The 24,558-nt window shown below is 40.3% G+C and carries 10 protein-coding genes; all 10 read right to left on the bottom strand.

Going from position 1 to position 24,558, the window contains the following annotated elements; all coding sequences use genetic code 11:
• Positions 1-137: 137 nt before the first annotated feature.
• Positions 138-2,705, bottom strand: a complete 2,568-nt coding sequence (locus tag H6G74_RS01990) for a CHAT domain-containing protein (protein WP_190966052.1) — start codon at positions 2,703-2,705, stop codon at positions 138-140.
• Between the two features lie 57 nt (positions 2,706-2,762).
• Positions 2,763-3,086, bottom strand: coding sequence for a two-partner secretion domain-containing protein (locus H6G74_RS01985; RefSeq protein ID WP_190966051.1), 324 nt, complete (start codon positions 3,084-3,086; stop codon positions 2,763-2,765).
• A 320-nt stretch (positions 3,087-3,406) separates the two neighbouring features.
• A complete protein-coding gene (locus tag H6G74_RS01980; RefSeq protein ID WP_190966050.1) occupies positions 3,407-5,785 on the bottom strand; it encodes a type IV pilin-like G/H family protein in 2,379 nt (792 codons plus the stop codon).
• Between the two features lie 498 nt (positions 5,786-6,283).
• Positions 6,284-8,953, bottom strand: coding sequence for a beta strand repeat-containing protein (locus H6G74_RS01975; protein ID WP_190966049.1), 2,670 nt, complete (start codon positions 8,951-8,953; stop codon positions 6,284-6,286).
• A gap of 88 nt (positions 8,954-9,041) precedes the next feature.
• Entirely contained in the window at positions 9,042-11,492 is a 2,451-nt protein-coding gene (locus H6G74_RS01970) for a hypothetical protein (protein WP_190966048.1), read from the bottom strand.
• A gap of 42 nt (positions 11,493-11,534) precedes the next feature.
• On the bottom strand, positions 11,535-13,979 hold the full coding sequence (locus H6G74_RS01965; RefSeq protein WP_190966047.1) for a beta strand repeat-containing protein: 2,445 nt from the start codon (positions 13,977-13,979) through the stop codon (positions 11,535-11,537).
• A 90-nt stretch (positions 13,980-14,069) separates the two neighbouring features.
• Complete coding sequence (locus tag H6G74_RS01960) at positions 14,070-16,508, bottom strand: beta strand repeat-containing protein (protein WP_190966046.1); 2,439 nt, start codon at positions 16,506-16,508, stop codon at positions 14,070-14,072.
• Positions 16,509-16,574: 66 nt separating this feature from the next.
• Positions 16,575-19,211 carry a two-partner secretion domain-containing protein gene (locus H6G74_RS01955; protein ID WP_190966045.1) on the bottom strand — a complete coding sequence of 879 codons (2,637 nt, stop codon included), beginning with the start codon at positions 19,209-19,211 and terminating at the stop codon, positions 16,575-16,577.
• Between the two features lie 97 nt (positions 19,212-19,308).
• Positions 19,309-21,999, bottom strand: a complete 2,691-nt coding sequence (locus tag H6G74_RS01950) for a two-partner secretion domain-containing protein (protein WP_190966044.1) — start codon at positions 21,997-21,999, stop codon at positions 19,309-19,311.
• A gap of 60 nt (positions 22,000-22,059) precedes the next feature.
• Complete coding sequence (locus H6G74_RS01945; protein WP_190966043.1) at positions 22,060-24,522, bottom strand: two-partner secretion domain-containing protein; 2,463 nt, start codon at positions 24,520-24,522, stop codon at positions 22,060-22,062.
• Positions 24,523-24,558 lie beyond the last annotated feature (36 nt).

Genomic DNA, 24,558 nt, shown 5'->3' with positions numbered 1-24,558 from the left:
TGTACCAAAAATTTTGGAAATGCTGATAAACTCTAGCAAATACGGGAACACTACTAGCATTTATATCTGAAATTCCATGAAAAAACCATAAAGTTAATGTTTTTCTTGAGTCAGATAGCTACAGTAATATTACGTATTTAAGACCAATTCCCTACCAAAACAAAGGCAGACCAAAAGAACGGATCACGGAAATCGGTTTGGCGAATCAGATTAATTTGGGCTTGCCTTAATGCTTCAGCTTTGGTGATTTTGGGTTGCCGTAGTTGGTCATAAAAGCGAGTCATGAGCATTTGGGCAGCTTTGTCTTTAACTGGCCAGAGTGTGGCAATGGTGGAACGTGCGCCGGACTTGACAGCTAAACCCGCTAGTCCCAGAGCCGCGCGGTCATCCCCACTAGCTGTATCACAGGCACTCAGGACTAATAATTCGATCGCTTTGGCAGAATTACCGCTACGATTTTTCAAAAGTTCAGATAACTCTTTAACGTTGACTTCACCATCCCATGTCAGCAAGAAAGTATTTTCCAGACGAGAACTAAATTGTCCGTGGGTGGCGAGGTGAACAACATTAGCCTTACTAGATTTGACATACTCAGCCAGGGCTTCACTGGTGAATTGTTGATTAAGCAAGGTGGAAGAAGGGACTTTTTGAGAGATTTGTTTTACTTCTGATTCCACTGCGGGTAAAGCACTAAAACCAGCACGAGATTCACTAATTCCCCCAACGATGGCATCAATCCGTTTTTGCTGGAGTGATTGAGCGGCCATGAGTTGTAATCCGGGTGAGAGCGCCACAGCATACTTTTCAATCAAATATTGCTTACCGTCGTACAAGGCGGCCATAGGAATATTCCGCAACCGACCATCTAAAACAAATACCAATGTCTTGGTGTCTTTAAAGGCTTGATCTGCTTCTGCGGGACGAATCAACCAATCATAAATCTGTTGGGATAATTTCTCCCGCTTACTGGAGTCAGAAACTGGGTTAAGAGCCACCAGGAAATTCTCTAGAGTTTGGTCAATTTCTGCTTGAGATTTGGGAGTGGCATAGTAACGCAGTGGTTTTCCAGCTTGGGAGAAAATTATACCTAAGCGATCGCTTAAAATAATCGGATAAACTACTGTTGCGGTGGGGTCAACTTGATCAATTTGCTGGGCTTTATCCAAACAAGCTTCTCGGAAAAAGTTATCCAGTTCAGCAACTTGTAGTGATTCAATCAATTCTCGCGCTTGAGTTAATGCTGTCTGGCTGGGTTGGTCATCTAGCAGTAAACTCACTAGCTGCCGATAAACAGGCTCGACACTTTCCCGGAAGGAAAATTGGACATCAGGGTTAACCGCGACCATATCCCCACGTAATGCCTTTAATGACTTAACGGCTTCGGTATAAGCTGTAATTGCTTGGAGACGGTTGCCTTGTTTTTTATACAATTTGCCGACCTGCCAAGCTGATTGAGCAATCAAATCATCTGCTTGAATTTCACGGGCAATCTTCAGGGATTTCTCAGCTAATTCCTGTGCTTGAGACCACTGTTTTTTCCGGCTGTAGAGTTCTGCCCATTCATGCAGTGCATAAGCTTGGGCGCTACTATCCTGAATTTTTTGGGCAGATTTAACAGTGTCTGCCATGAGTTGTGCTAACTCTTGACTCGGTAAAATTCGCTCTGAATTTTCGACGCGATTCAGAGTGGCAACAAAGTTAATTGCTGCACCTAAAGAACTATGACTAGGTGGCAATTCAGACAACTGTTGTAGTAACTGGGGTGCGAGGGGAATGGCATATTCCAATTTGTCGTAGTCCACCAAGAGTTTGAACCGAGCTAACCGGGCTTGTAAAGCTTCATTCGGGTTGTTAGCAGATGTTTCTGCATCTTCAAAGTAATTTAAGGCGGCTTCTGGGTCTTGGAAATCAGAAGCCACTTTCCCCAGACTGGACAGAATCGAACTTAACTGGGTTTTAGCGGCAATTTGGTTGGCTGTGGCTAAACTTTGTTCTAATACTGATTGGCTGTTACGATCGCCGATAGCGTGTAAAGCTAAACCCAGCGATCGCAATCCACTGACTTTGATTTCCGAATCGGGCATAGCTGCCAACTTTTGCGCTAAAGCCTCTAACTGTTGCTTCGAGCGACGGTAGAACCCCAAACTTTGTAAGGCTTGTGCTTGGTTGATTTGACTACCTAAGCTGCCAATTTTATCTCCCGCCTGCTCGTAATATTTTTGAGCTTGTTGCCAAATATCTAGTGCAGTTTCCGCTTTACCAGTGCGGAGTTGTAAATTTGCTTGAGTATTCAGTATTTGCGCCCAGACAATAGCATCGGCAGCTGGTTGTGCAGTTTGCAGAATTTTTACACTTTGGGCGATGGATTTTTCAGCTGCTTCCCATTGATTAAGTTCTTGCTGTGCCAATGACAGGTAACTAAAACTTAAAGCTTCGTTGGAGCGATCGCCTTGGTTATGGTAAGTTTGTACTGCTCTTTGCCATGCGTTTACCGCTTCTGTAAAGCTACCAGATTGGTAAAGTTGTCGTCCTTGTTCTAGCCAATTTGTAGATTCTGTATTAGATATATTGAGATTGAGACTAGTAACAGAATTGGTCGATACTGGACGAGATGCTTGAGCCGGTGTAATGGTTACTGCCAAGCACAAACTCATAACACTCAGACTGATATATAACCAACGACGTGGTTTAATGAGGAAATTCATAGGTAGTTATAAATTAAAAGTAGAGAGAAAAAATTTAGGTAGTCAATTGACATTAAGTCACCAAGAAGTTGCTTGCATAAACACTGGTGCAGTATGAGGAGGTGCTTGTGCGTTCATATTGCCAGATTTCCGAAATGCAGAGACATCACGAATGTCTGACCAAGAGCGATCGCTCTTACGACTAACAATATTTTGGATATGAGAATTATGACTAAAGGTGACAGAGCCGTTGCTAGGAAACCAGAATTGCCTGAAGCTATGAAATAAATTATGCCCAACAACAGTGCTATTGGTGATCTGAATAGGATTGCTCACTCTTAATGGCAAGAGCATCGAACTCAAGAGTATTTGATTCACCAAACCCATTAAGACTCCCTTCATAAACTAGTCGCCGTCTGTACCCATATTTAGTATTCCCACAATGACCTAGTTTTTAACTCCACTAGCAAAAAAGAAAGTGGTGAGTAGGGAGTCGGGAGTGCTGACAGGTGATTGATTTGGGGTGTAAGGTGTAAGGGTTTTACCTGGATTTCTCACAAGAGAGAAATCCAGGGGTGTGGGAGGGGTGGGAAGTGTGGGAGGATGGTGAAGAAATCTTTCCCCCCACACTCCCCACACTCCCCTCTCTCTCCACACCCGCTACCCATACGTGAGAAATTCGGGTTTAGATACATACACCCCTATACCCTTCCCGAAACCTATCATCTACCATTAAATTTCCCTGTATAAGTTAATGGCGATCGCTCAATTTCAGATTGCCAAATTGGTGGTTTATCAAGATAAATCAACCATTTGCCATCTGCGGCAGATTTATACAGCCATTTGTTACCTAAGCAGATGTTTGATGGCATTTCCGATAGCTCACTGGGTAGGGATTTTCCTTGATGAATAGTTGCTTTTATTTGTAAGACTTTTTGCAACATTTCTGACTCCAACATCAGATAATGAGCCTTCAACGCCTGCTTAACATAGCTGGGACTAATCGTGGCATTTTGAGGAAAATACTGTTTTTCTAAAGCTTGCACATTCAGAGAACAAAGATTATCTTTCTTTTGTGCTATTGCTGTATAAAATTCTTGATTGATTTTATATGTGTTAACTCCATACCAATCACGATACAACTGAGATAGTTGTGTATCTTTTTCTGGAGAAATGATTTTATCTAATCCTTGCAACTGGGAAAAAGCTTCTATGTTTAGTGCTTGAATCATGGCTTGGGTATAGTCTTTTTCTAGCAATTGCTGTTGCCAAACCACAGGGAGATTATCAATTTTTTCCAGCACCCTGAGTTGCGATCGCCTAATAATTATATTTACCAGTTGACCAATCAAAGATGGTTCATCTTGTAATGATTTACTGAGCTTCCAAGAAGCTTCTAAAGATTTCAGCATTTCTTGGGTATTTCCTTGCTGTTGTTTATCTAAAATATCAATTATTAATAAACGTTGTAAATTTACCACTCCGATATAGCTAGGACTAGGAGCATTAAAATCTCCTTCTTTAACCCACTTATAATCTATACCCCAACGTGGTATCTCATCATTCAATAGCAAGTTACGAATAGTAGCGATCGCAGTTTTATTTTCATTGATATAACTCCGTATTTTCTTGTCTAATTTATTATTCAATGCTTGTGATTTATCATGAAATTGTCCTTTTAATAAATCCGCAACATCCAAAAAAGCTAAAACCTTTTTCTCTGGTATTTTAAACTCTTGACTAGGTACAGTTAAAAGATTGAATCCTAATTGTAAAGCTGCTATTTCTTGAATTTTTCTGGCTGGGGTGTTTGCTTCTACAGAATAATTATCAAATAAACCATACATCTCTGATTTAATTGCTTGTTTTTGTGCAAACAGAGAAGGTTTTGCTGCTTCTAAAACGGGTGTGATTTTCTTAAAAAAACTATCTACAATTGGATTAAAGCTAACTTCTTCTGTCATTACTGTCAAAATATCATATTCAGTAATTTCCAAAGAGCCTAATGCTAAATAATATTTTTGTAGAGCGTCGAGGTATTTACCTTCTTTGGCTAGTTTATCAGCAGTTTGTAAAATCCGTGTCTTTTGAGGTTGATTAATTTCGAGAATTTTAGCCTGATACTTTTTAAAGTTTTCTAGTTCTTGGTTGAGAGTGGTCGTTTCTTCTGGACTCAGACTGACTGGGGTAAAATTTTGAGGACAATCTATGAAATTATTTAAGGGCAGATTTTTTAATTTTTCTAAATTTAGAGATGCTTTTTCCGGCAGTTCACAAATAATTGCTTTGGGCGGTTCTATTTGAGATTGATTACGTTTAACTATCCCCAGATAACTTTTTTGTGCTTGACTAGGCAGCAATGCAATACTAATAATTCCATTTTGGAGATTATTGATTGGCAATAATTTAATTTTTAAATCTTGATTGGAGATAAATTTATTTACAGAAAATCCAAAAAGCTGATCAATATCATCTGTAAATTCTTGATTTTGAGAATAATATTGCTGTTGTAGAGAGTTAAGTAAACTCACTATTAATCTCTGCTCTTTTTCTTTTTCTAACTGTTCCGAGATTTTATTTTCATTTTCACTCAGTTCTAATTTTCTAAATCCAGAGGGACATTCAATGCCTTGATTCTTGACAAATTTAGTTGGTAATTGAGGAATTATTAATTGATTCTGCTCACTTTCACACAGAGTTGAGAGGGTAATATATTCATTTGTATCTGATGTAGTTAAAGTAACAAAATTAACATAAGTCCGAGAGTTATTGTTCTGCGGTGATAATACAGTCATGGCAATTTTTTTAGCTTTTTTATCAGTAAATATTTGCCACTTATAACCAGGAATGCTATTTTCTAGGTCATCTAGCCCTAATTGTTGAATTTGAGTGGCAAAAACTTGCTGCTCTAAAAAATATGCTTGTTGGACACGACCTACTGAACCTAAACTAGATAATATTTGCTTTTTCAAATCTAATTCTTGAACAGATATTTGTTGATTTTGTTTGTCAGTAACAGTATTGGCTGTGACATTTGATGCTGTAGTGAAACAACAAATGAAACTAAGACTGGATAATAAACCAAGTAAAGATAATTTCATTGGAGCTAGGTGTTTATTTAGTTAACAATAATTAATTGTTAATACTAATTTGAATATAGATAGTCTGTGGTCAAACTTCAAAATCTAAAATTCTCATACCAATTCTATGAAAAGCTGCACTGTATAAATCCTGTAGAGATGTTGTATACAACATCTCTACAACAACCGATTAATTGCCTCTTCATGAAGAAACGGTATAACTTAGTATTATTACCTGTTATAAATTGGTTTAACGACAAACCACATCCCTAGCATTACTTAAAATGTGGGAGTAAGGGTGTGAGGCTGTAAGGACTACCTAAAGCGATCGCTAAATTGTAATTAAGAGTTTCTCTGAGTAAATTACTGGCAGGTAGTTTGGCAACATCAGCGAAAATTTCGCGTTTTTCTAATGTAGTTAAGCCAAAAGTTTGTTTAACTTTAGCTAGGTTAAACTAGCTGTAGGACATAAAGCTATCCTTCAGTGTCCAGAATTTTTAATTGAACACACTAATTATGTTATTGGGAAATCCCAGCACAAGTTAAAGATGGTTGCATTTGATTGGGAGAATGATCTGCAACAAGTTCAACTTTGCCTTGGATATTACGTCGCCAACCAGTTGCTTGGACAAGCACTGCTTGGGGTTTTGGAATTAGTGCTTGTATTTGTTGTTTGGTGTGGAATGCAGAGATATCACGGACATCAGACCAAGTGCGATCGCTCCTCAGTTCTTGTGTGGGATTTTGTGGGACACCACCTCTACCTATGGCGACAAAACTACTGTCACTATTTCCTGCACAACCACTAGCAATTTGTTGAGATGGATCTGTGACATTTGCTGGTAATGCCACTAAACCCGAATTAGGATCAACATCGACAGTATTGACTTGCACTGTACCATTTACCCCAAATTGCGAACTAGCTGTAATATCACTTTTGGGCGTGAGTTGGTCACGGAATTTTAATCCATAAATACCTTGAGTTCTAATTTGGATATTACCACCACTGCCCAACACAGCATTTGCAGAAATATCACTGTTTTCTTTGGCTACACCCACAACAAACCCGGCATTAATATTAATATTACCCCCTGTGGAAGCACCAAGGGCATTGGTAACGATTTTACTACCATGACGTAATAGCAATACCTCATTGACCTCAAGAAGAATATTTCCTTGACTACCGCCATTAACCTCCGAACGCAGACTTGCACCATTTTTGAGGAAGAGATTATTAGCTGTTATATCCAAATTGCCAGCATCGCCGCTACCTGTATTACTAACAGTGATTTCGGCACTATCTCTGACTTGGACAAAATCTGATTTGATAATGACAGAACCCGCAGCAAAATTACTAGCAGAAGAAGCTGCGATCGCACTAGGCAAGTAACTACCATTAACTAAGTTTTGGGAAGTTCCTTGTAAATCAACATTTTTGACTTTCAAGTCAATACTACCAGCACTTCCCTGTCCCGCACTAGAAGAGGTAATTTGCCCACCATTAAACACACGCAAGCTATCTGCTGTGAGGTTAATTGTTCCACCTTGACCCACAGCATTCTTGCCCAAAGCCACAGTAATACCACTAACTGTATCGCTAAAACTATCAATCACAGGATCGCTGACTTCTACAGCCTTGGCAGAAATATCTATATTTCCAGCTAGACCACTTCCAGCGACAGCACTAGAAATTGTCCCACCCTTTGAAATTGCCAAGTTTCCAGTCTCAATTGTGATATTACCACCTTGACCTGCGGCATAAGGTTGAATGGAACTAATCACAGCACCCGTCAATCCACCAGGTGTCACTCCAGAAATTTCGAGACTCTCAGCAGCCTCAATTGTAATATCTCCAGACTTACCAGTAGTAATCAACTCATAAAAACCAGGAATATAAAAACCCAGAATATCTGTGCTAATGCGACTACCATCGAGTAAACGTACACGTTGAGCATTAACAGTGATCTTGCCACTTTCGTTGTTGCTGCCACTGCTAATTAAAGTAGTAATAGCACTCGGACGGAAGTCATTCACCTTAAATGGATTGTATCCACTAAGTTCTACATCAGCAGCTTTAATAGTAATATCTCCAGTTCTGGAGTCATTGCTAGGGATAAACTGACCTGTAAAAAAATTAAAGTCAGGACTAACTGTAGACTGAATCCATCCGCCATTTGCTATGTGTAAATGCTGGGTTTCGACTGTAATATCCCCTGCTCTACCTTGATTACCAATTACGCTAGTGTATAAACCAGGGGTAGGATATTGTGTGGCGGTGGACACTCCTAATAAATCTACAAATTCTGTAGTTTTGATGTTTATACCCTGTCCTTTCCCTAATGACTCAGTGATAGAACCAATTCCAGAACCTTCTTGAACTGTCAAACCTCGTCCCCGAATATTAATAGCTCCACCATTAACCCCACTAGTATCAATAAGTGAGGATTGTCTAAGGGAAATATTTCCCCAATCAGCTGTTTTAGGACTAGTTAATTGCAAGCCGCCTTGATGATTCAAGCCAACTTCAGCATTCTTTAATGCCCATAGTTCAAATCTGCCATCTGGATTAGTCAGACGATTTTGATTGATATCAATTTCACTCCCCACCAACGCCACTGTTGTAGCTTTAAAACTTTGCCAGTAGCCAAGGAGGAAGTTATCTACTGGGATGCCTTGGGTGCGAATTGCTCCAGCATTAGCTCCTAATTGCAAACCAATCGGTACACTCATAGTTAGCACAGGAGGTTTAGTGATGTCGGTGCTAAATACCTTGCCATCGTCAAATTTAATACTATTGGCAGTTGTCCCTACAAAAGAACCATTAATATTCAAACTGGCATCTTTACCAAAAATAATGCCTGCGGGGTTGAGTAAAAATAAATTAGCATTAGCGTTGATGGCACCCTCAATGTAAGAAACACTACCACCCGTGACGCGACTAAAAATATTTTGAATATTAGTACTGTGGCTGAAAGTGACAGAGCCATTGCTAGGAACATCAAATTGACTGAAGCTATGAAATAAATTATTGCCAACAACTGTACCACCTGTGACAGTATACATACTACTTCCAGACACTGTGGTGCTGAGGGTATTATCAGGGATGACTTGCGCGTCAACACTGCTGTTACAAATAGTAGATAGGAAAATTGCACCAATGAAGCTTAAGCCAGCCAAAGTTAGTCTCATCAACTTATCTGTAATGTTCAACTGTGCATCTAGTTTTCCCAGCTTATGATTTTGTTATTTCAGAAATTTTGTAATTTTATGATGATTTTTACTTAATCTTTAAGTGTGGCTGAAGTTTTTGATTCAATCTCGCTTTTGCTGCTGCTCTGACAACTCTATGTGCATCTTGCAAGAGAATTTGGAGAATTTCTGTGGTTACTTGCGGATGTTGGCTAATAACATAACGTTCATACCAAGGAAATGAACGTAATTTTTGTAAATTTTGAGCTAAATATTCCAGAGGTGCGGCGGGATGTTGGAGAAGAGCCAAACGAAATGGTATTGTGTCGAGGTTATGAAATTTTGGTTCGATAAAATTAGCTAGATATTTACTGGCAATTGTAGGCGCAATTTGAATTAATCTTTTAACTGCTGCTATAAACACTTTATGTTCTTTACGCTTATGCCCACGCGGATAACAGATATATTCATAATGGTCATATTGATAATTATCAGCCAAAATTTCTAGTATATGAATTGGGGTATTGATATTATTGGCAACAGCTATTTGCACAAATTGATTTCTATCTTTAGCAAGTCTTTCTAAGTAGTTCTCACTCTTTGGACTACTATACGCTTCTATTATCCGAGGATTTTTCGCAACAGCTTCGCGGATTAGTACTGATTTATGCTTGGATAGTTTGTCTAATTTTGGCAGTGACGTATGCTCATTAATAGCCTCGTTGTATTGGATAATAAAATCACTTGTATTTTCATTGATTGCCAATTTTTCTTGATATATTTCTAAGGCATATTGACGAACTTCTGCATGTTTATCGTATAATAATTTTTCGATAAATGCTGGTGATATATTAGGATTTTGTAGCATCAGCAAGCGTAGTCTATATTCTTGCAATTTGGCTATTTTATCGCAAACTGCATCAGAAATTTGAGGATGAGAAGCTACTACTGCATATACATCTACGCTACGAATGTCTAAAATTTCTAATAATAATTCTGCTGACATATCAGGATTGCAAACCACCTGTTGACAAATATTACGTACTGCTTCCCAATAAATATCAACTGGTGTAATTCTCAGCAGTTCTAATAATTGAGGAATTGGAGTCATTGCACTTGTGGCTAGTGCATATTGTTCTTGTTGGTGTATTTCTTCAATTTGAGTTCCTTCATAGCTGTGTGGTTCGCTAAAAAGTCTCCAGTGTAGATAAATATTATGAGGTTTTGTCTGAGGAAATTGTAACTGTAATTGCTGTTGTAATTCTTGTGGAATAGTAGGATTATAGGCAAGCTTTTGCAGTATACGACTATCTTGGTTGTGGTAAAGAAGCAGTAAAATTTCTAATGGAGTATGAAGATTTTTAGCTAGATTAACCCGAACAGATATATTGCGATCGCCTGATAATCTCTCTAAACATTCTGGCGGTGTTTGACTATTTAATGCCACTGCTTGACGAACGTGATCGCTCTTATCTTGAGTTAGCTGTTTGAGTATATCTAAATCAGTACGAGGATGACTAGCAACACATTCTCTGATTCTCCAGTCAGCAGATTGCACTAATGTTTTTAAGTCACTTAATTCTAAGTTAGGATGTTTTGCAACTTGCCATCTAATAAATGACCATTTACTTGCACACAGTTCTCGCAACTTATCTACTGCTGTATGGGGATGAGTAGCTAAAAATCTTTCTTGAAAAAAATCATTAACGATTGACCTTGGTAAACTAGGATTCCGCATAGCAGCTTCCCGTATTACCCTACTATGATGACGAGCAAGTTCAATTAAACATTCAATAGGTGTACTTTTATTTTTAGCAACTTCGATAAGAGTGGTTATGTTAACTTTTATATTTAAGAATTGCTGTAAATATGCTGGTGGAGCATCAGTGAATTTAGCGATCGCCTGTTGCACATATTCAGAAGTTTTAGTGAGTTGCAAATCAGGTGTAATTCCCAATTGCCACAAAATAAATTGATAATAGTGTCCTTTAGAATGGCTACTGCTATAACATCCCACTGCTGCAAAGTCAGAAAAGCTTGCTGCGATAATCTGTGGTAATTTATTTTCTGCATATTCTTGCCAGCCTGAATCCATTTCTCCGGCAATATTGACGTGCATTTTAATCAGTTCATGAATAAACACATCACAAGAGGGATTTTCTGCTGCTAATTGTAATACTTGTTGATTGGCTTGGGGATTCTGCACAATTCCTAATAAATGATAATGATATCCAGAAATTGCGAATCTGTGTAACCATTCTTGAGGGGCATGATCACAAGCTAAAATTATCTGTAGGGATGAACCAGGGATTACTAATTCAGGATTTTCTAAATCTAGTGTGGGAAAAATAGGGTTGTGCAGAAACTCTTGGGGAAATTCTTCTGCTAAGAGAAATAAAATATATGGTGGAGTATGAGGATTTCCGGCTACAGCTTGACGGACTTTTATATCTTTATGTCTTGCTAATTCTGTTAATAATTCTGGTGTAGTATTCAGACTTTTGGCAACAGCAATTTCTGATTGATCACTGACTTGCATCAATTCCACCACTCATCCTTTGATAGACTAATATCGTGTTCGCTATTGAGGAACGGCTTTACAGGTTAATTGTGTTGGTACGGGAATAGAAGATTTATTAGCTACTAGTTCAATTGTACCATCAATCCGACGATATGCACCTGTTGCTTGGACAAGTGTTTCTGGGGATTTAGAGATTTGGGCTTGTGCTGGTTGTTTGGTGTGGAATGCAGAGATATCACGAGTATCTGACCAGGTGCGATCGCTCCTCACTTCCTGCGTCGGATTTTGTGGTACACCACCTCTTCCTGTAGCGACAAAACTACTACTGTTGGTATCTGCACATCCACTAGCAATTTGTTGAGATGGGTCACTTACATTTGCTGGCAATTCCACTAAACCTGAGTTGGGGTCAACACCAACGTTATTAACTTGTACTGTCCCATTCACCCCAAATTGCGAACTAGCAGTAATATCATTTTCTGGTGTCAGTTGCGGACGATATTCTAAGCCGATAATCCCCTGAGTGGTGATTTGAATATTTCCACCTCTACCTCGAACAGCATTGGCAATAATGTCACTATCTTCTAAACCGACGATGATGGGTGCATTGATATTGATATTACCGCCATTACCTGTACCACCAGCTGAGGCTGTAATTTTACTGCGATCGCGCATCAGCAGCAAACTTTCTACTTGCAAGCTGATATCACCACCATTACCAGATTCTGTCTGTGCCTGAATTAAAGCTTGATTTTTTAATTGAATCTGATCTGCGTTGATATGCAGATTGCCCGCATTACCAGTACCTTGACTAGTAACACTGACTGTTCCATTATCAGTTAATGTCAGCTTAGATGTATTAATGCTGACATTACCAGCATTTGCCGTCAGTATATTTGGCAAACTAAATGATTGTCGTAACTGGGGAATTAATCGGACAGCAGAAGAATTGATATTACTGTTATTGTTACTACTGCTACCACTAATGGCGATCTCTTCCCTGGCATTGATTTGGACGTTTCCGGCATTACCTTGAAAGAATACCGATGAACCAATTGATCCACCATTCAATATTTGTAATTTGCCAGTATGTATGATCAAATCTTGGGTATTTCCAGTCGCAAAGCTAGTTAGACTAATATTGCTATAAAGCCCAGAAGGGTTTTCGCCCATGACTGTGGTATTTTGATTACGAACTATCACCTGACCACTGGAGCCTCGACCAAATGTCACCGAAGATAAAGAGGCTCCCTCAGATACTAGTAAATTATTCCCCTCCACTAAAAGATTACCAGCTGTTCCTTTTCCATAGGTGCTAGTGGCAATGGAGCTGACACCAGTGGGATTAAAAGGTGAAAAACCTGATACCTCTATATCTGCTGCTTTTATCTGAATGTTGCCACTGTTAGCAGATCCATAAGTTATAGTATTTATTCCTGAACCTTCTTGAAGCGTCAAAAAGGGAGTGATGATACTGATATTGGCACTGGTACCAGTCCCCAAGGCTTCCGAGCGAATCCAACTGCGAATTTTAGCATTGGGTGTTGTGCCAATTATAGCGATCGCTTCTGATGCTTGCAAATCAATATTTCCACTGGGGAGGTTGCCATAATTATTGGAGAAAATCAACGAACCATCAGTAAAGTCAATATTTTTCCCCTGAAGTTGAACTGCGCCAGAGTTGAACCCACTCACATCTAATAGTGACTTTTGCGCCAGTTGAATATCAGCAAAACTTTGTCCCGGCTCATACTCCAACTTATAGCCTTGAGTAGTTGGGACTAAACTAACTAATCCTGCACCTCCCAGACTACCTAATGCTATTTGCCCTGTTTCAGCTGTTAGAGTAGCGCCATTCAAATTGATATTACCACCCACCAGTGCTAGGGTTTTGCCAGACTGTACTTGCAATTTTGTTGAGCTAGGATTGCGAATTAAAGGAGAAAAAATATTGTTAGCATCTAAGCTATGTCCTGTACCTTGGACTTGTATCGGTGAGGGATAATTACCCATTTGTAGTCCAATAGGCACACTCATAGTTAACAATGTGTTTGGTTGCGGACTAACTGCACTAAATTCAATTCCATCAGCAAACTTGATGCTATTGGCAGTTGTACCGACAAAAGAACCACCAATATTTAAACTGGCATTTTGTCCAAAAATCATGCCTGCGGGGTTGAGTAAGAATAAATTGGCACTACCCTGGGCGCTAATAGAACCATCTATATTGGAAACATTGCCACCAGTCACCCGACTAAAAATATTTTGGATTTCGCCATCATTCTTAAATAATACCGAACTGTTCTTAGAAATCGAAAACTCGCTAAAGCTATGAAATAAATTCTTGCCGACAACAGTACCCCCAGTGATCTCAAGAGGGTTACTGCCGCTGACAGTGGTTTTAAGAGTGCTGTCAGGAATTACTTGCGCGTAAACATCACTGTTGTAAATAGTAGATAAGAAGATGGCACAAAGAAAAACCAAATCAGCAAAAGTTAATTTCATCAACTCATTGGTAATTTTTGACTTTGCATCTAGTGTTCCCTATTTAGTGTGGTTAGTTTAGTAGTTTTGTAATTTTATTGTAATTTTTACTCAAATTTGATTAACATCAGCACAAGTTAATGATGCTTGTACATTTACAGGAGATTTAGCGGCAATTAATTCAATTTTGCCTTGAGCATTAAGTCGCCAACCAGTTGCTTGGACAAGAATTTCTGAAGATTTGGGTGTTTGCGCTGTGGTTATGCTAGTCTTGTTATGGAATGCAGAGATATCACGAATGTCTGACCAAGCGCGATCGCTTCTTAATTCCTGTGTCGGATTTTGCGGTATTCCACCTCGTCCTGTAGCCACAAAACTACTACCAGTATTAGCATCACAACCACTAGCAATCTTTTGTGATGAATCAGTCAAGTTTCCTGGTAATTCCACTAAACCAGAATTGGGGTCAACACCAATGTTGTTAATTTCCACTGTACCATTCACCCCAAACTCTGAACTAGCGGTGATATCATTTTCTGGTGTCAGTTGCGAACGGTATTCTAAACCAATAATTCCCTGAGTGGTGATGTTAATATTCCCACCTTTACCTCGAAGAGCATTAGCAGTGATATCGCTGTTTTCTAAGCCGACAATTATGGGTGCATTGATGTTGATATTCCCGCCATTACCTTGACTGCCTGCGGTAGTTGTAATTTTACTGCGATCGCGCATTAACAGCAAACTTCTTACTTTTAAGTCTATATCTCCACCATTACCAGATTCGGTCTGTGCTTGAATCAACGCCTGATTTTTTAGTTGGATAATATCTGCGATAATTTTCAGGTTGCCGGCATTACCAGTACCTTCACTTGTTACAGTCACAGTAGCATCATCCGTCAAGATCAGATTGGGTGTTTTAATGCTAAGACTACCAGCATTTGCCGTCAGCATATCGGGAAAGCCAAATGATTGACGCAACTGTGCATTAAGACGAGTCGCAGAAGAATTAATTGCACTGTTATTGTTATTGTTACGACCACTAATTGCGATCTCTTCACTTGCATTGATAATGACATTTCCCCCGTTGCCAGCAAACAGTGTAGATGAACCAATTCTTCCCCCATCTAAAATTTGTAATTTGCCAGTATTCAGGATCAAATCTTTATTATCTCCAAACGCGAATGTAGCTAAAGTAATCGCACTGTCAAATCCTGAAGGACTGTTGCCGATAACTGTGGTATTTTGATTGCGAATTGAAACTTTACCACTACTTCCACTGGCGAACGTAACTGAAGAAAGGGAAGCTCCACCAGATATTAGCAAATTATCACCTTTAACGAAGATATCGCCAGCACTACCAGAAGCAAAACTCAAAGTGCTAATACCACTAACGCCATTCGGGTTTATTACTGAAAAACCAGATATTTCAATTGTTTTGGCATCAATATCAATATTGCCACTAGGAGCAATTCCCAAAGTTAGATTATTTAAACCAGCTCCTTCTTGAACAGTAAATTTTTGAGTAGAAATACCAATATTTCCCCCTACTCCAATTCCATAAGTTTCGCTACGAACTCCACTCACAATATTTCCATCTCTACTTCTCCCAATTAAATTAATTTCTGTTGATGCTTGAATGCTAATGTCTCCACCGGTAAGATTTCCATAATTTTGTGCAAGTATCAATGAACCGTCTATTAAACGGATATTTTTTCCTTGCAAATTAACAGAACCTGAATTTATACCACTGACATTTATAAGTGACTGTTCTGCTAATTGAATATCACCAAAAATTTGTCCATTTTCATAACTCAAAGTATAACCTTGTGCATTTGGAATTAAATTAACTTGTCCAATGCCGTTGGTACTACCCAATTCTACCCGTCCTTGTGGGGCAGTAAATATAAATCCATCTATTTGTAAATTACCACCTACCAAGGCTAAGGTTTTCCCTGGTTTCACCTGTAATTCTGTGGAGTTGGGTATTGGAATAATTAAAGAATTGCTATTTGTATATCCTCTTCCTTGAGCTTTGATATAAGCAGAGTTACTGCCCATTTGCAGTCCAATGGGTACACTCATTGTTAATAATGGTTGAGCCGCAGGATTGACAGCACTAAACTCTGTCCCATCAGCGAACTTAATACTACTCGCCGTAGTTCCGACAAATGAACCACCAATATTTAAGCTAGCATTTTTGCCAAAAATAATCCCGGCAGGGTTGATTAAAAATAAGTTGGCACTACCCTTGGCACTGATTTCACCATCAATGTGGGAAATATGACCACCAGTTACCCGACTAAATATATTTTGGATGTCTGCGTCATTATTAAAGGCTACGAAACCATTGCTAGGAACAGAAAATTGGCTGAAACTATGAAATAAATTATTACCGACACGGCTACCTTTGGTAATGGTGTAATTATTACTACCACTCACATCTGTGTCGAGAGTGCCATCAGGAGTTACCTGAGCCTGAACATCACTGTGGTAAATAGCAGATATCAAAATTGCACCAATTAAGACCAAACTGGTAACAGTTACTTTCATGAATAGATTTTGTTATTTTCTAGTCCATATTTATTTTTCCCAAGATAATAAAATTTTTAACAGTAGTTAATTTTCGGCTACAGCAGCACAGGTTAAAGCGGGTTGCATCGGTGAAGATGATTTGGCTGCAATAAGCTCAATTTTGCCTTGATGATTACGTCGCCAAGACGTAGCTTGGACAAGTGTTTCTGGAGATTTTGCTGTTTGGGCTTGTACTTGTTGTTTGGTGTGGAATGCAGAGATATCGCGGGTGTCTGCCCAAGTGCGATCGCTCCTAATATCCTGCGTCGGATTTTCTGGTACACCACCGCGCCCCGTGGCGATAAAACTACTACCAGTCTCGTCAGCACAACCACTAGCAATTTGTTGGGATGGATCGGTGAGATTATTTGGTAATTCCACTAACCCAGAATTGGGATCAACACCAACATTATCAATCTGCACAGTCCCATTGACATTGAATTGAGAACTAGCGGTAATATCATTTGTTAAAACTTCTCTCGGATTCAGCAGATTACGATACTTCAACCCAATAATTGCCTCAGTAGTGATGTGAATATTACCACCCCTGCCCTCGACTGCATTGGCAATAATGTCACTGTTTTCTAAACCGACAATATTGGGGGCGTTAATTGTAATGTTACCCCCATTACCACCTGCCTCTGCACTGATGTAACTGCCATAACGCATCAATAAAACATCACGCACTTGCAGGTTAATATTACCGCCTTCACCTGCTTTGGCTTCCGAGCGAAGTTTACTGGCTTGATCTAATTTCAAATAATTAGCTTGAATGAGCATATTACCAGCATTTCCTGTACCTTTGCCACTAACTACAATTTCGCTGCGATCGCTCAGGCTCAAATTATTCGTGGTTACATTTACTGAACCCGCAGTACCAGGGCCAGTGGAAGAAGCATACAATCCACTGGGGCCAGTCGCATCCAGAGAGTAAAGTAGTTGGCTACTCGGTACTTGACTGACACCTGCAATATTCACAGAATTGGCTTGAATAGAAATATTCCCGGCTGTACCGTAGGTTTCAGTTGAGGTGGAAATTCGCCCTCCGTCAAGCAAGTTAAGCTGACCAACATTAAAAGTAATGTTGCCACCTTGTCCCTGACCTAGACTAATCAGTTTTTCAGTAGCGAAATCATAGTTACCATTTGTTGAGGCAAAAAATCGGCTGGCAACTCCCGTTGAAGAACTACCAGCTACCGTTACTTCATCAGCATTCACAATAATGTTGCCCGATGCACCTTCACCATAAGTACCAGTCCGAATGCCGGGGCCATTTAAGACTTCTAGTTTACCGACATTGAGAATGATGTCTCCACCCTTGCCTGTAGCATATTCACGGATACTGGTACTCATCCCGGTTAAAAATGCAGGTTCACCTGTAGCAGTTTCACCAGTCACACTTAAATTCTGGGCTGTAACGATAATATTGCCCCCATCACCAGTACCTCTGGCAGTAGCACGCAATTCAGCCCCGTCTCGAATGTTGACTTGTGCAGCATTAATGGAGACATTACCACCCCGACCTTGAGAATTATTCATGGTATTAGATGCTAATGTACTCACACTAAATCGCTGTTTTGTCGGTGTATAGATTGCTTCCCCGATTAAATTGACAGTTGCAGCTTTAACTGTGATGTTGCCTGAATCGCCAATTCCATAAGCACGGGTGTTAATTTGTGCGCCATTTAAAACATTGAGAGTTGGTGTTTCAATGGTCACATCACCACCCCGTCCCCTAGCTGTCGGTTGGGAGTAAGCTGCAATTGCCGTGTTAGCAAGGGCTGGCTGACCAATTAGTTCCAGGGATTCCGCAGCTTTGACGAGAATGCCTTGTCCTGAACCTGTGCCTAAAGTGTGGGAAGTAATAGTAGAAGAGCCAGACAAAGTAATTTTCTGCCCTTGGAGAGCGATCGCACCACCTTGTTTTCCACTAGTATCAACCTTGGCGGCATTCCTCAAGTTAATATTTTGGAACTGATTTACACCATTGAAATCTAAGCTAAATCCAGCCTTATTTGCCGACAGTCCCACAAAATTATTTGCTGCAACGCTACCTAATTCAACTCTGCCATCGCTTGCAGTAATTGTACTCTGATCAAAATTTAAGTTACTGCCCACCAATGCAAATGTATTTTTCGCTGGGACTGCTAATTTTGCCCCATAAACATTAATTGCACCAGAATTACTGCCCATCTGCAAACCAATGGGGACACTCATGGTTAACACCGGAGAGATTGTTGCACTGGTGCTGAACTCTTTGCCGTCAGCAAATTTGATACTACTTGCTGTTGTGCCGATAAAAGAACCACCCACATTTAAACGAGCTTTGTTCCCAAAGATAATCCCCGCCGGGTTGAGTAAGAACAGATTCACACCGCTATTAGTGTTGATGGAACCGTTAATGTCGGAAACATCACCACCAGTCACTCGACTAAAAATGTTTTGGATGCCAGAATTACTGCTGAAGGTGGCAGAACCACCAATAGGAATAGAGAATTGGCTAAAGCTATGAAATAAATTATTGCCAACCGCAGTACCGCCAGTGATATTGTAACTATTACTTCCAGACACAGCAGTGCCAAGAGTACCATCAGGGCTGACTTCTGCCTGAGCATAGCTGTTACCAATAGCCAAGATGTAGACTGCACCAAGTAAGCTTAAGTTAGCAAAAGTTACTTTCATCAGCTTATTTGTAATTGAAATGATCTACTTGGTATCTAGTTTTCCCAAAGTGAAGTTTGCTATTGGGGTAGCTGTGTAATGTTATGGTGAGTTTTTTTCAGCTTTTATGAACAGCAGTACAAGTTAATGATGGTGATAAATTTACAGAAGATTTATCGGCAATTAATTCAATTTTGCCTTGGGCGTTATGTCGCCAAGAAGTTGCTTGCACAAGAATTTCTGGAGATTTTGGTGTTTGTGCTTGTACTTGTTGTTTGGTGTGGAATGCAGAGATGTCGCGCACATCAGACCAAGTGCGATCGCTCCTTAATTCTTGTGTGGGATTTTGCGGGATTCCTCCTCTTCCTGTGGCGACAAAACTACTACCTGGGTTAGCAGAACAATCACTAGCTATTTTTTGGGATGGATCGCTAACATTTGCTGGTAGTTCTACTAAACCCGAATTGGGGTCAACACCGACATTATTAATTTCTACTGTACCACTTAGCCCAAATTGCGAACTAGCAGTAATATCACTATCGGGAGTAAGTTGGTTACGGAATTTTAGTCCCAATAAACCCTGAGTTTGAATATTAATATTACCACCACTCCCTTCAATGGCATTAGCTGTAATATCGCTATTTTCTAAACCAATAATAATCGGTGCATTAATACTTATATTTCCACCTGTGGCTGTACCTGTGGCATTGGTATTAATTCTACTGCCATAACGCATCAGTAGAACATCAGCCACTAGACTAATATTGCCTTGATCGCCAACAGAAACTTCCGAAAGCAGACTACCTCTTTGTGCCAACTTGATTTGGTTGGCATTGACTAACAAGTTACCTGAATTACCACCACCTGTATTACTAACGGAAATTTGCCCATCATCAAGAACATTGAGCCGATCTGCCACTAGGTTAATTGAACCGGCATTAGAGTTGGTAGTAGAAGCTGCTGTGATGCTACTGGGTAAAATCTGACCGTTGTTTAAAGGTTGCGAAATACCCTGCACATCAATGTTTTTAACCTGCAAGCTGATATTACCTGCTGTACCATTGCCATCTGTGGATGAGGTGATTTGTCCGCCGTTGAAAACACGTAAGTTATCGGCTATTATGTTAATCTTGCCTCCTTGACCTACGGAATTTCGTCCTACCGCTACAGTGATACCACTGGGAGCCTGACTAAAACGCTCAATAACGGGATCACTAACCTGTATATCAGTAGCGCGAATAGTGATATCCCCTGCTGTACCTTTGCCTGCAATCGCAGGATTGGCATTTCCTGAAATCTGACTGGAGATAGTTCCACCTTTAGCAAGCCTGAGTTGCCCGGTGTTAACTGTAACATTGCCCCCTTGACCATTCGCCGAAATGTTAATTGAACTAATGATTGCACTCGTAGCATTAGCTGGGCTAGTGCCAAGAATATCTAGACTTTGGCTTGCTGTAACAAAAATATTTCCTGCACTGCCGCTTGCAGGTGCTAAGAGACCAAACAAATCTGTACTGATACGCCCCCCATCTTGCAACCGTATCCGTTCGGCTTCTACTGTAATTGCACCACTGTCATTCTGTGTTCCGCCTGAAAGTGTTGTAATTGCACTGGATACAACCGCTCTTGTAGCTGGATTAATGAATGGTGTATAACCACGCACGTCTATCTCAGTAGCCCGAACCATAATGTTCCCTGTTTTGCTATTTCTAATCGGCTGCGACGAGAGGGCAGAAGAATTGGTAGCAAAGTTAATAGAGCTTAACCATCCCCCATTGTCAAGTTGCAAGCGTGGAGTCTCAACTGTGATATTCCCAGCAGTCGCCATACTTCCTCTGACACTGGTGTTTAAGCCTGGAAATACAACATTGCCAGGATGAGACGCACCCAGTAGATTCACGAATTCCGTTGTCTGGACGGTAATCCCCTGTCCTTGGCCATTTGTACCCGTCGCTGAACCTATATTTGAGCCTTCTTGTAGGGTTAATCCCTGTCCGCGAATATTAATTGCTCCTCCGTTCGCTCCACTTGTATCGATAGAGGAAGACTGTCGCAATGTGATGGTTCCCCAAGTTGGCGATAGGGATGAACTCGCCAATTGCCAGTTGCCAGAGGCAGGTATATTCACCATGCCATTTCGTATCGCCCACAATTCCACATGACCATCCGGCGCAGAAATGTTGGCACTATCGACATCGATTTGTCCTCCAATCAACGCCAGGGTTTGATTTGCTTTCATCGACAATGTCGGTGTCCGAAACAGAGGATTGTTCGCAGGTGTACCTTGGACTGTGATCGCTCCTGCATTACTTCCCATCTGCAAGCCCACAGGTACACTCATCGTCAGTAATGGGGATGTATTTGTATTGGTACTAAACTCTTTTCCATCAGCAAATTTAATACTATTGGCAGTTGTGGCGACAAAAGAACCATCAATACTCAAACTGGCATTTTTGCCAAAGATAATCCCGGCAGGGTTGAGTAAGAATAAGTTGGCGTTACCCTTGGTGCTGATCTGACCATCAATTTTGGACATCTCACCACCAGTTACCCGACTAAAAATATTTTGAATATCAGTAGCATTGTCAAATGATGCAGTGACACCTTGCAGGATAGAGAACTGACTAAAGCTATGAAATAAATTGTTGCCGACACGAGTCCCATCTTTGATAGTGTAACTATTGCTACTACTATCTACAGCCGTATTGAGAGTGTGATCAGGACTTACTTGTGCATAAACACCATTGTTGCAAACAGCCCAGATGCAGATTACACCAAGAAAGCCAAAACCTACAAAATGGAATTTCATAAATCGATTTCTGATGTTTCTTCCGTATTTATGATTCCCAAATCAGTATGTTTTATAACTTTATTTTTCGGATACAGCAGAACAGGTTAATACTTGTTGTGCCTGACTAGAAGATTTAGCTGCAACTAATTCAATTTTGCCTTGAGGATTACGTTGCCAGGAAGTAGCTTGTACAAGTATTTCCGGTGATTTAGAGATTTGGGCTTGTGCAGGTTTTGTGGTGTGGAATGCAGAGATGTCGCGCACATCAGACCAAGTGCGATCGCTCCTTAATTCTTGTGTCGGATTTTGCGGTATTCCTCCTCGTCCTGTGGCGACAAAACTACTGCCATTGGTATTAGAACAACCACTAGCTATTTGCTGCGATTGATCGGTAACATTTGCTGGTAGTTCTACTAAACCTGAATTGGGGTCAACACCAACATTATTCACTTCGACTGTCCCATTCACCCCAAATTGTGAACTAGCAGTGATATCATTTTCTGGTGTTAGTTGCGGACGATATTCTAAACCAAAAATCCCCTGAGTTGTAATGTCAATATTTCCGCCTTTACCTTGGAAAGCGTTGGCAATAATATCGCTGTTTTCTAAACCCAGAATGACAGGTGAATTAATGGTAATGTTACCACCATTGCCAGCAGCACCAGCTTCAGCATTAATGAAACTACCATTACGCATAAGCAAATAATCGCGGAGTTTGAGATTGATATTGCCCCCTTGACCAGCTTTTGTGGATGCAGAAAGACTACTACCATTGTTGAGATATAACGTATTGGCATTAACATTTAAAGTACCTGCATCACCTTGAATTTCATTTTCAACAAACACTCTTGCGCCATCACGAATGGTTAATTTAGGAGTATTAATTGTGACGCTACCTGCATTTGCTTTAGCGGTACTATTGTTACTAATTTTTGTAGGAGTTCTCAGTATGAATAAACGAGCGATCGCTCCAATATAACTAGGATTTGCTGCGTCTTTCATCCCGCTCACATCTATTGATTCAGTGGCATTAATGGTAAGGTTGCCAGCATCCCCTTCACTCACACTCGAAACTGAGACTAAACCCCCATCTTCTATTGACAATTTCCGAGTATCTAAACGTAAATCTCCTGCATCTCCTGGGCCAAAAGTATTCGCTGATAACAAACTGATAAAAAGTGATCCAGGGGGAGCATTCAAACTAGAGATATTCACAGTATCAGCAGTAACTTTAACATTGCCTCCCTTACCGCTAGAAAAGCTCCTTGTACCAACATTAGCACCGCCCAAAATTGAAAGGCTATTGGTAGAAATCGATAAATTTCCACCTGGCTTAGTTCCAAAAGCAGCAGCAACAAGCACACCAAAGAGCGGAACAGTAGATGGATCTTGCGGATCAACCCCACCCACAGAAACTGCATTAGCATTGACTGTGATGTTACCACCACGGGCTGAATTATAACTACGACTCATAACAATTGCCCCGCGATCAATTGTTAATGTTGGAGTTTTAATCACAATATTTCCTGCGGTTCCTGATAGTAGAGCTTCATTGACTATGCCACTGGAACTAAGAAAATCTGAGGATCTGCCAATTACCTGTAGCGACTCTGTAGCATTAACAGTAATATCTCCTGCTTGACTGTTGCCTGAATGTTGTACTACCAGCAAAGAACCATCCCGAAGATCAATCTGTTTACCCTGGAGTTGAATTGAACCTGGACTTGCTCCCTCTACAGATACAACAGCACGTTGACTCATTTGGATATTCCCAAAGCTAGAACCATTACTTGGATAGCTAAATGTTAATGCTTGTGGCGTAAGATTGATATTTGCACTGCCTTGAGTTATGCTGCCTAGTTCAATTCGTCCTCCCGGTGCAGAAAGAAAGCTACTATCGAGAGCGAGATTACCACCTATTAAAGCTAGTGTTTTTCCAGGTTTAACCTGTAAGCCATTTGTACTAGTTAATCCAGAAACAGGAAATGCGGGGTCTAATTTACTATTATTTCCCATTCCTTGCACGGAAATAGTTCCTGGATTGCCTCCAAGTTGTAACCCTACAGGTACACTCATGCTTAACAATGGGGATTGAGTTATGTTGGTGCTGAACTCTTTGCCATCAGCAAATTTGATGCTATGAGCAGTTGTTCCCACAAAAGAACCACCCACATTTAAGCGAGCTTTTTCTCCAAATATAATCCCCGCAGGGTTGAGTAAGAAAAGATTTACACCGCTATTAGTTGTGATGGAACCATTAATATCAGAAACATCACCACCAGTCACCCGACTAAAAATGTTTTGGATGCCAGAATTACTGCCGAATGTGGCAGAACCACCTGTAGGAATAGAGAATTGGCTAAAGCTATGAAATAAATTATTGCCAACAACAGTCCCGCCAGTAATGTTGTAACTATTACTTCCAGACACAGCAGTGCCGAGAGTACCATCGGGTCTGACTTCTGCCTGAACATGGCTGTTACCAATAGCTAAGATGTAGAATGCACCTATTAAACCTAAGTTAGCAAAAGTTACTTTCATCAACTTATTTGTAATTATTTATCTTGTGTCTATTTT

The sequence above is a fragment of the Nostoc spongiaeforme FACHB-130 genome (genome assembly GCF_014698475.1).
Lineage (GTDB): Bacteria > Cyanobacteriota > Cyanobacteriia > Cyanobacteriales > Nostocaceae > Nostoc_B > Nostoc_B spongiaeforme.
This window is presented reverse-complemented; position numbering and strand designations above follow the sequence as displayed.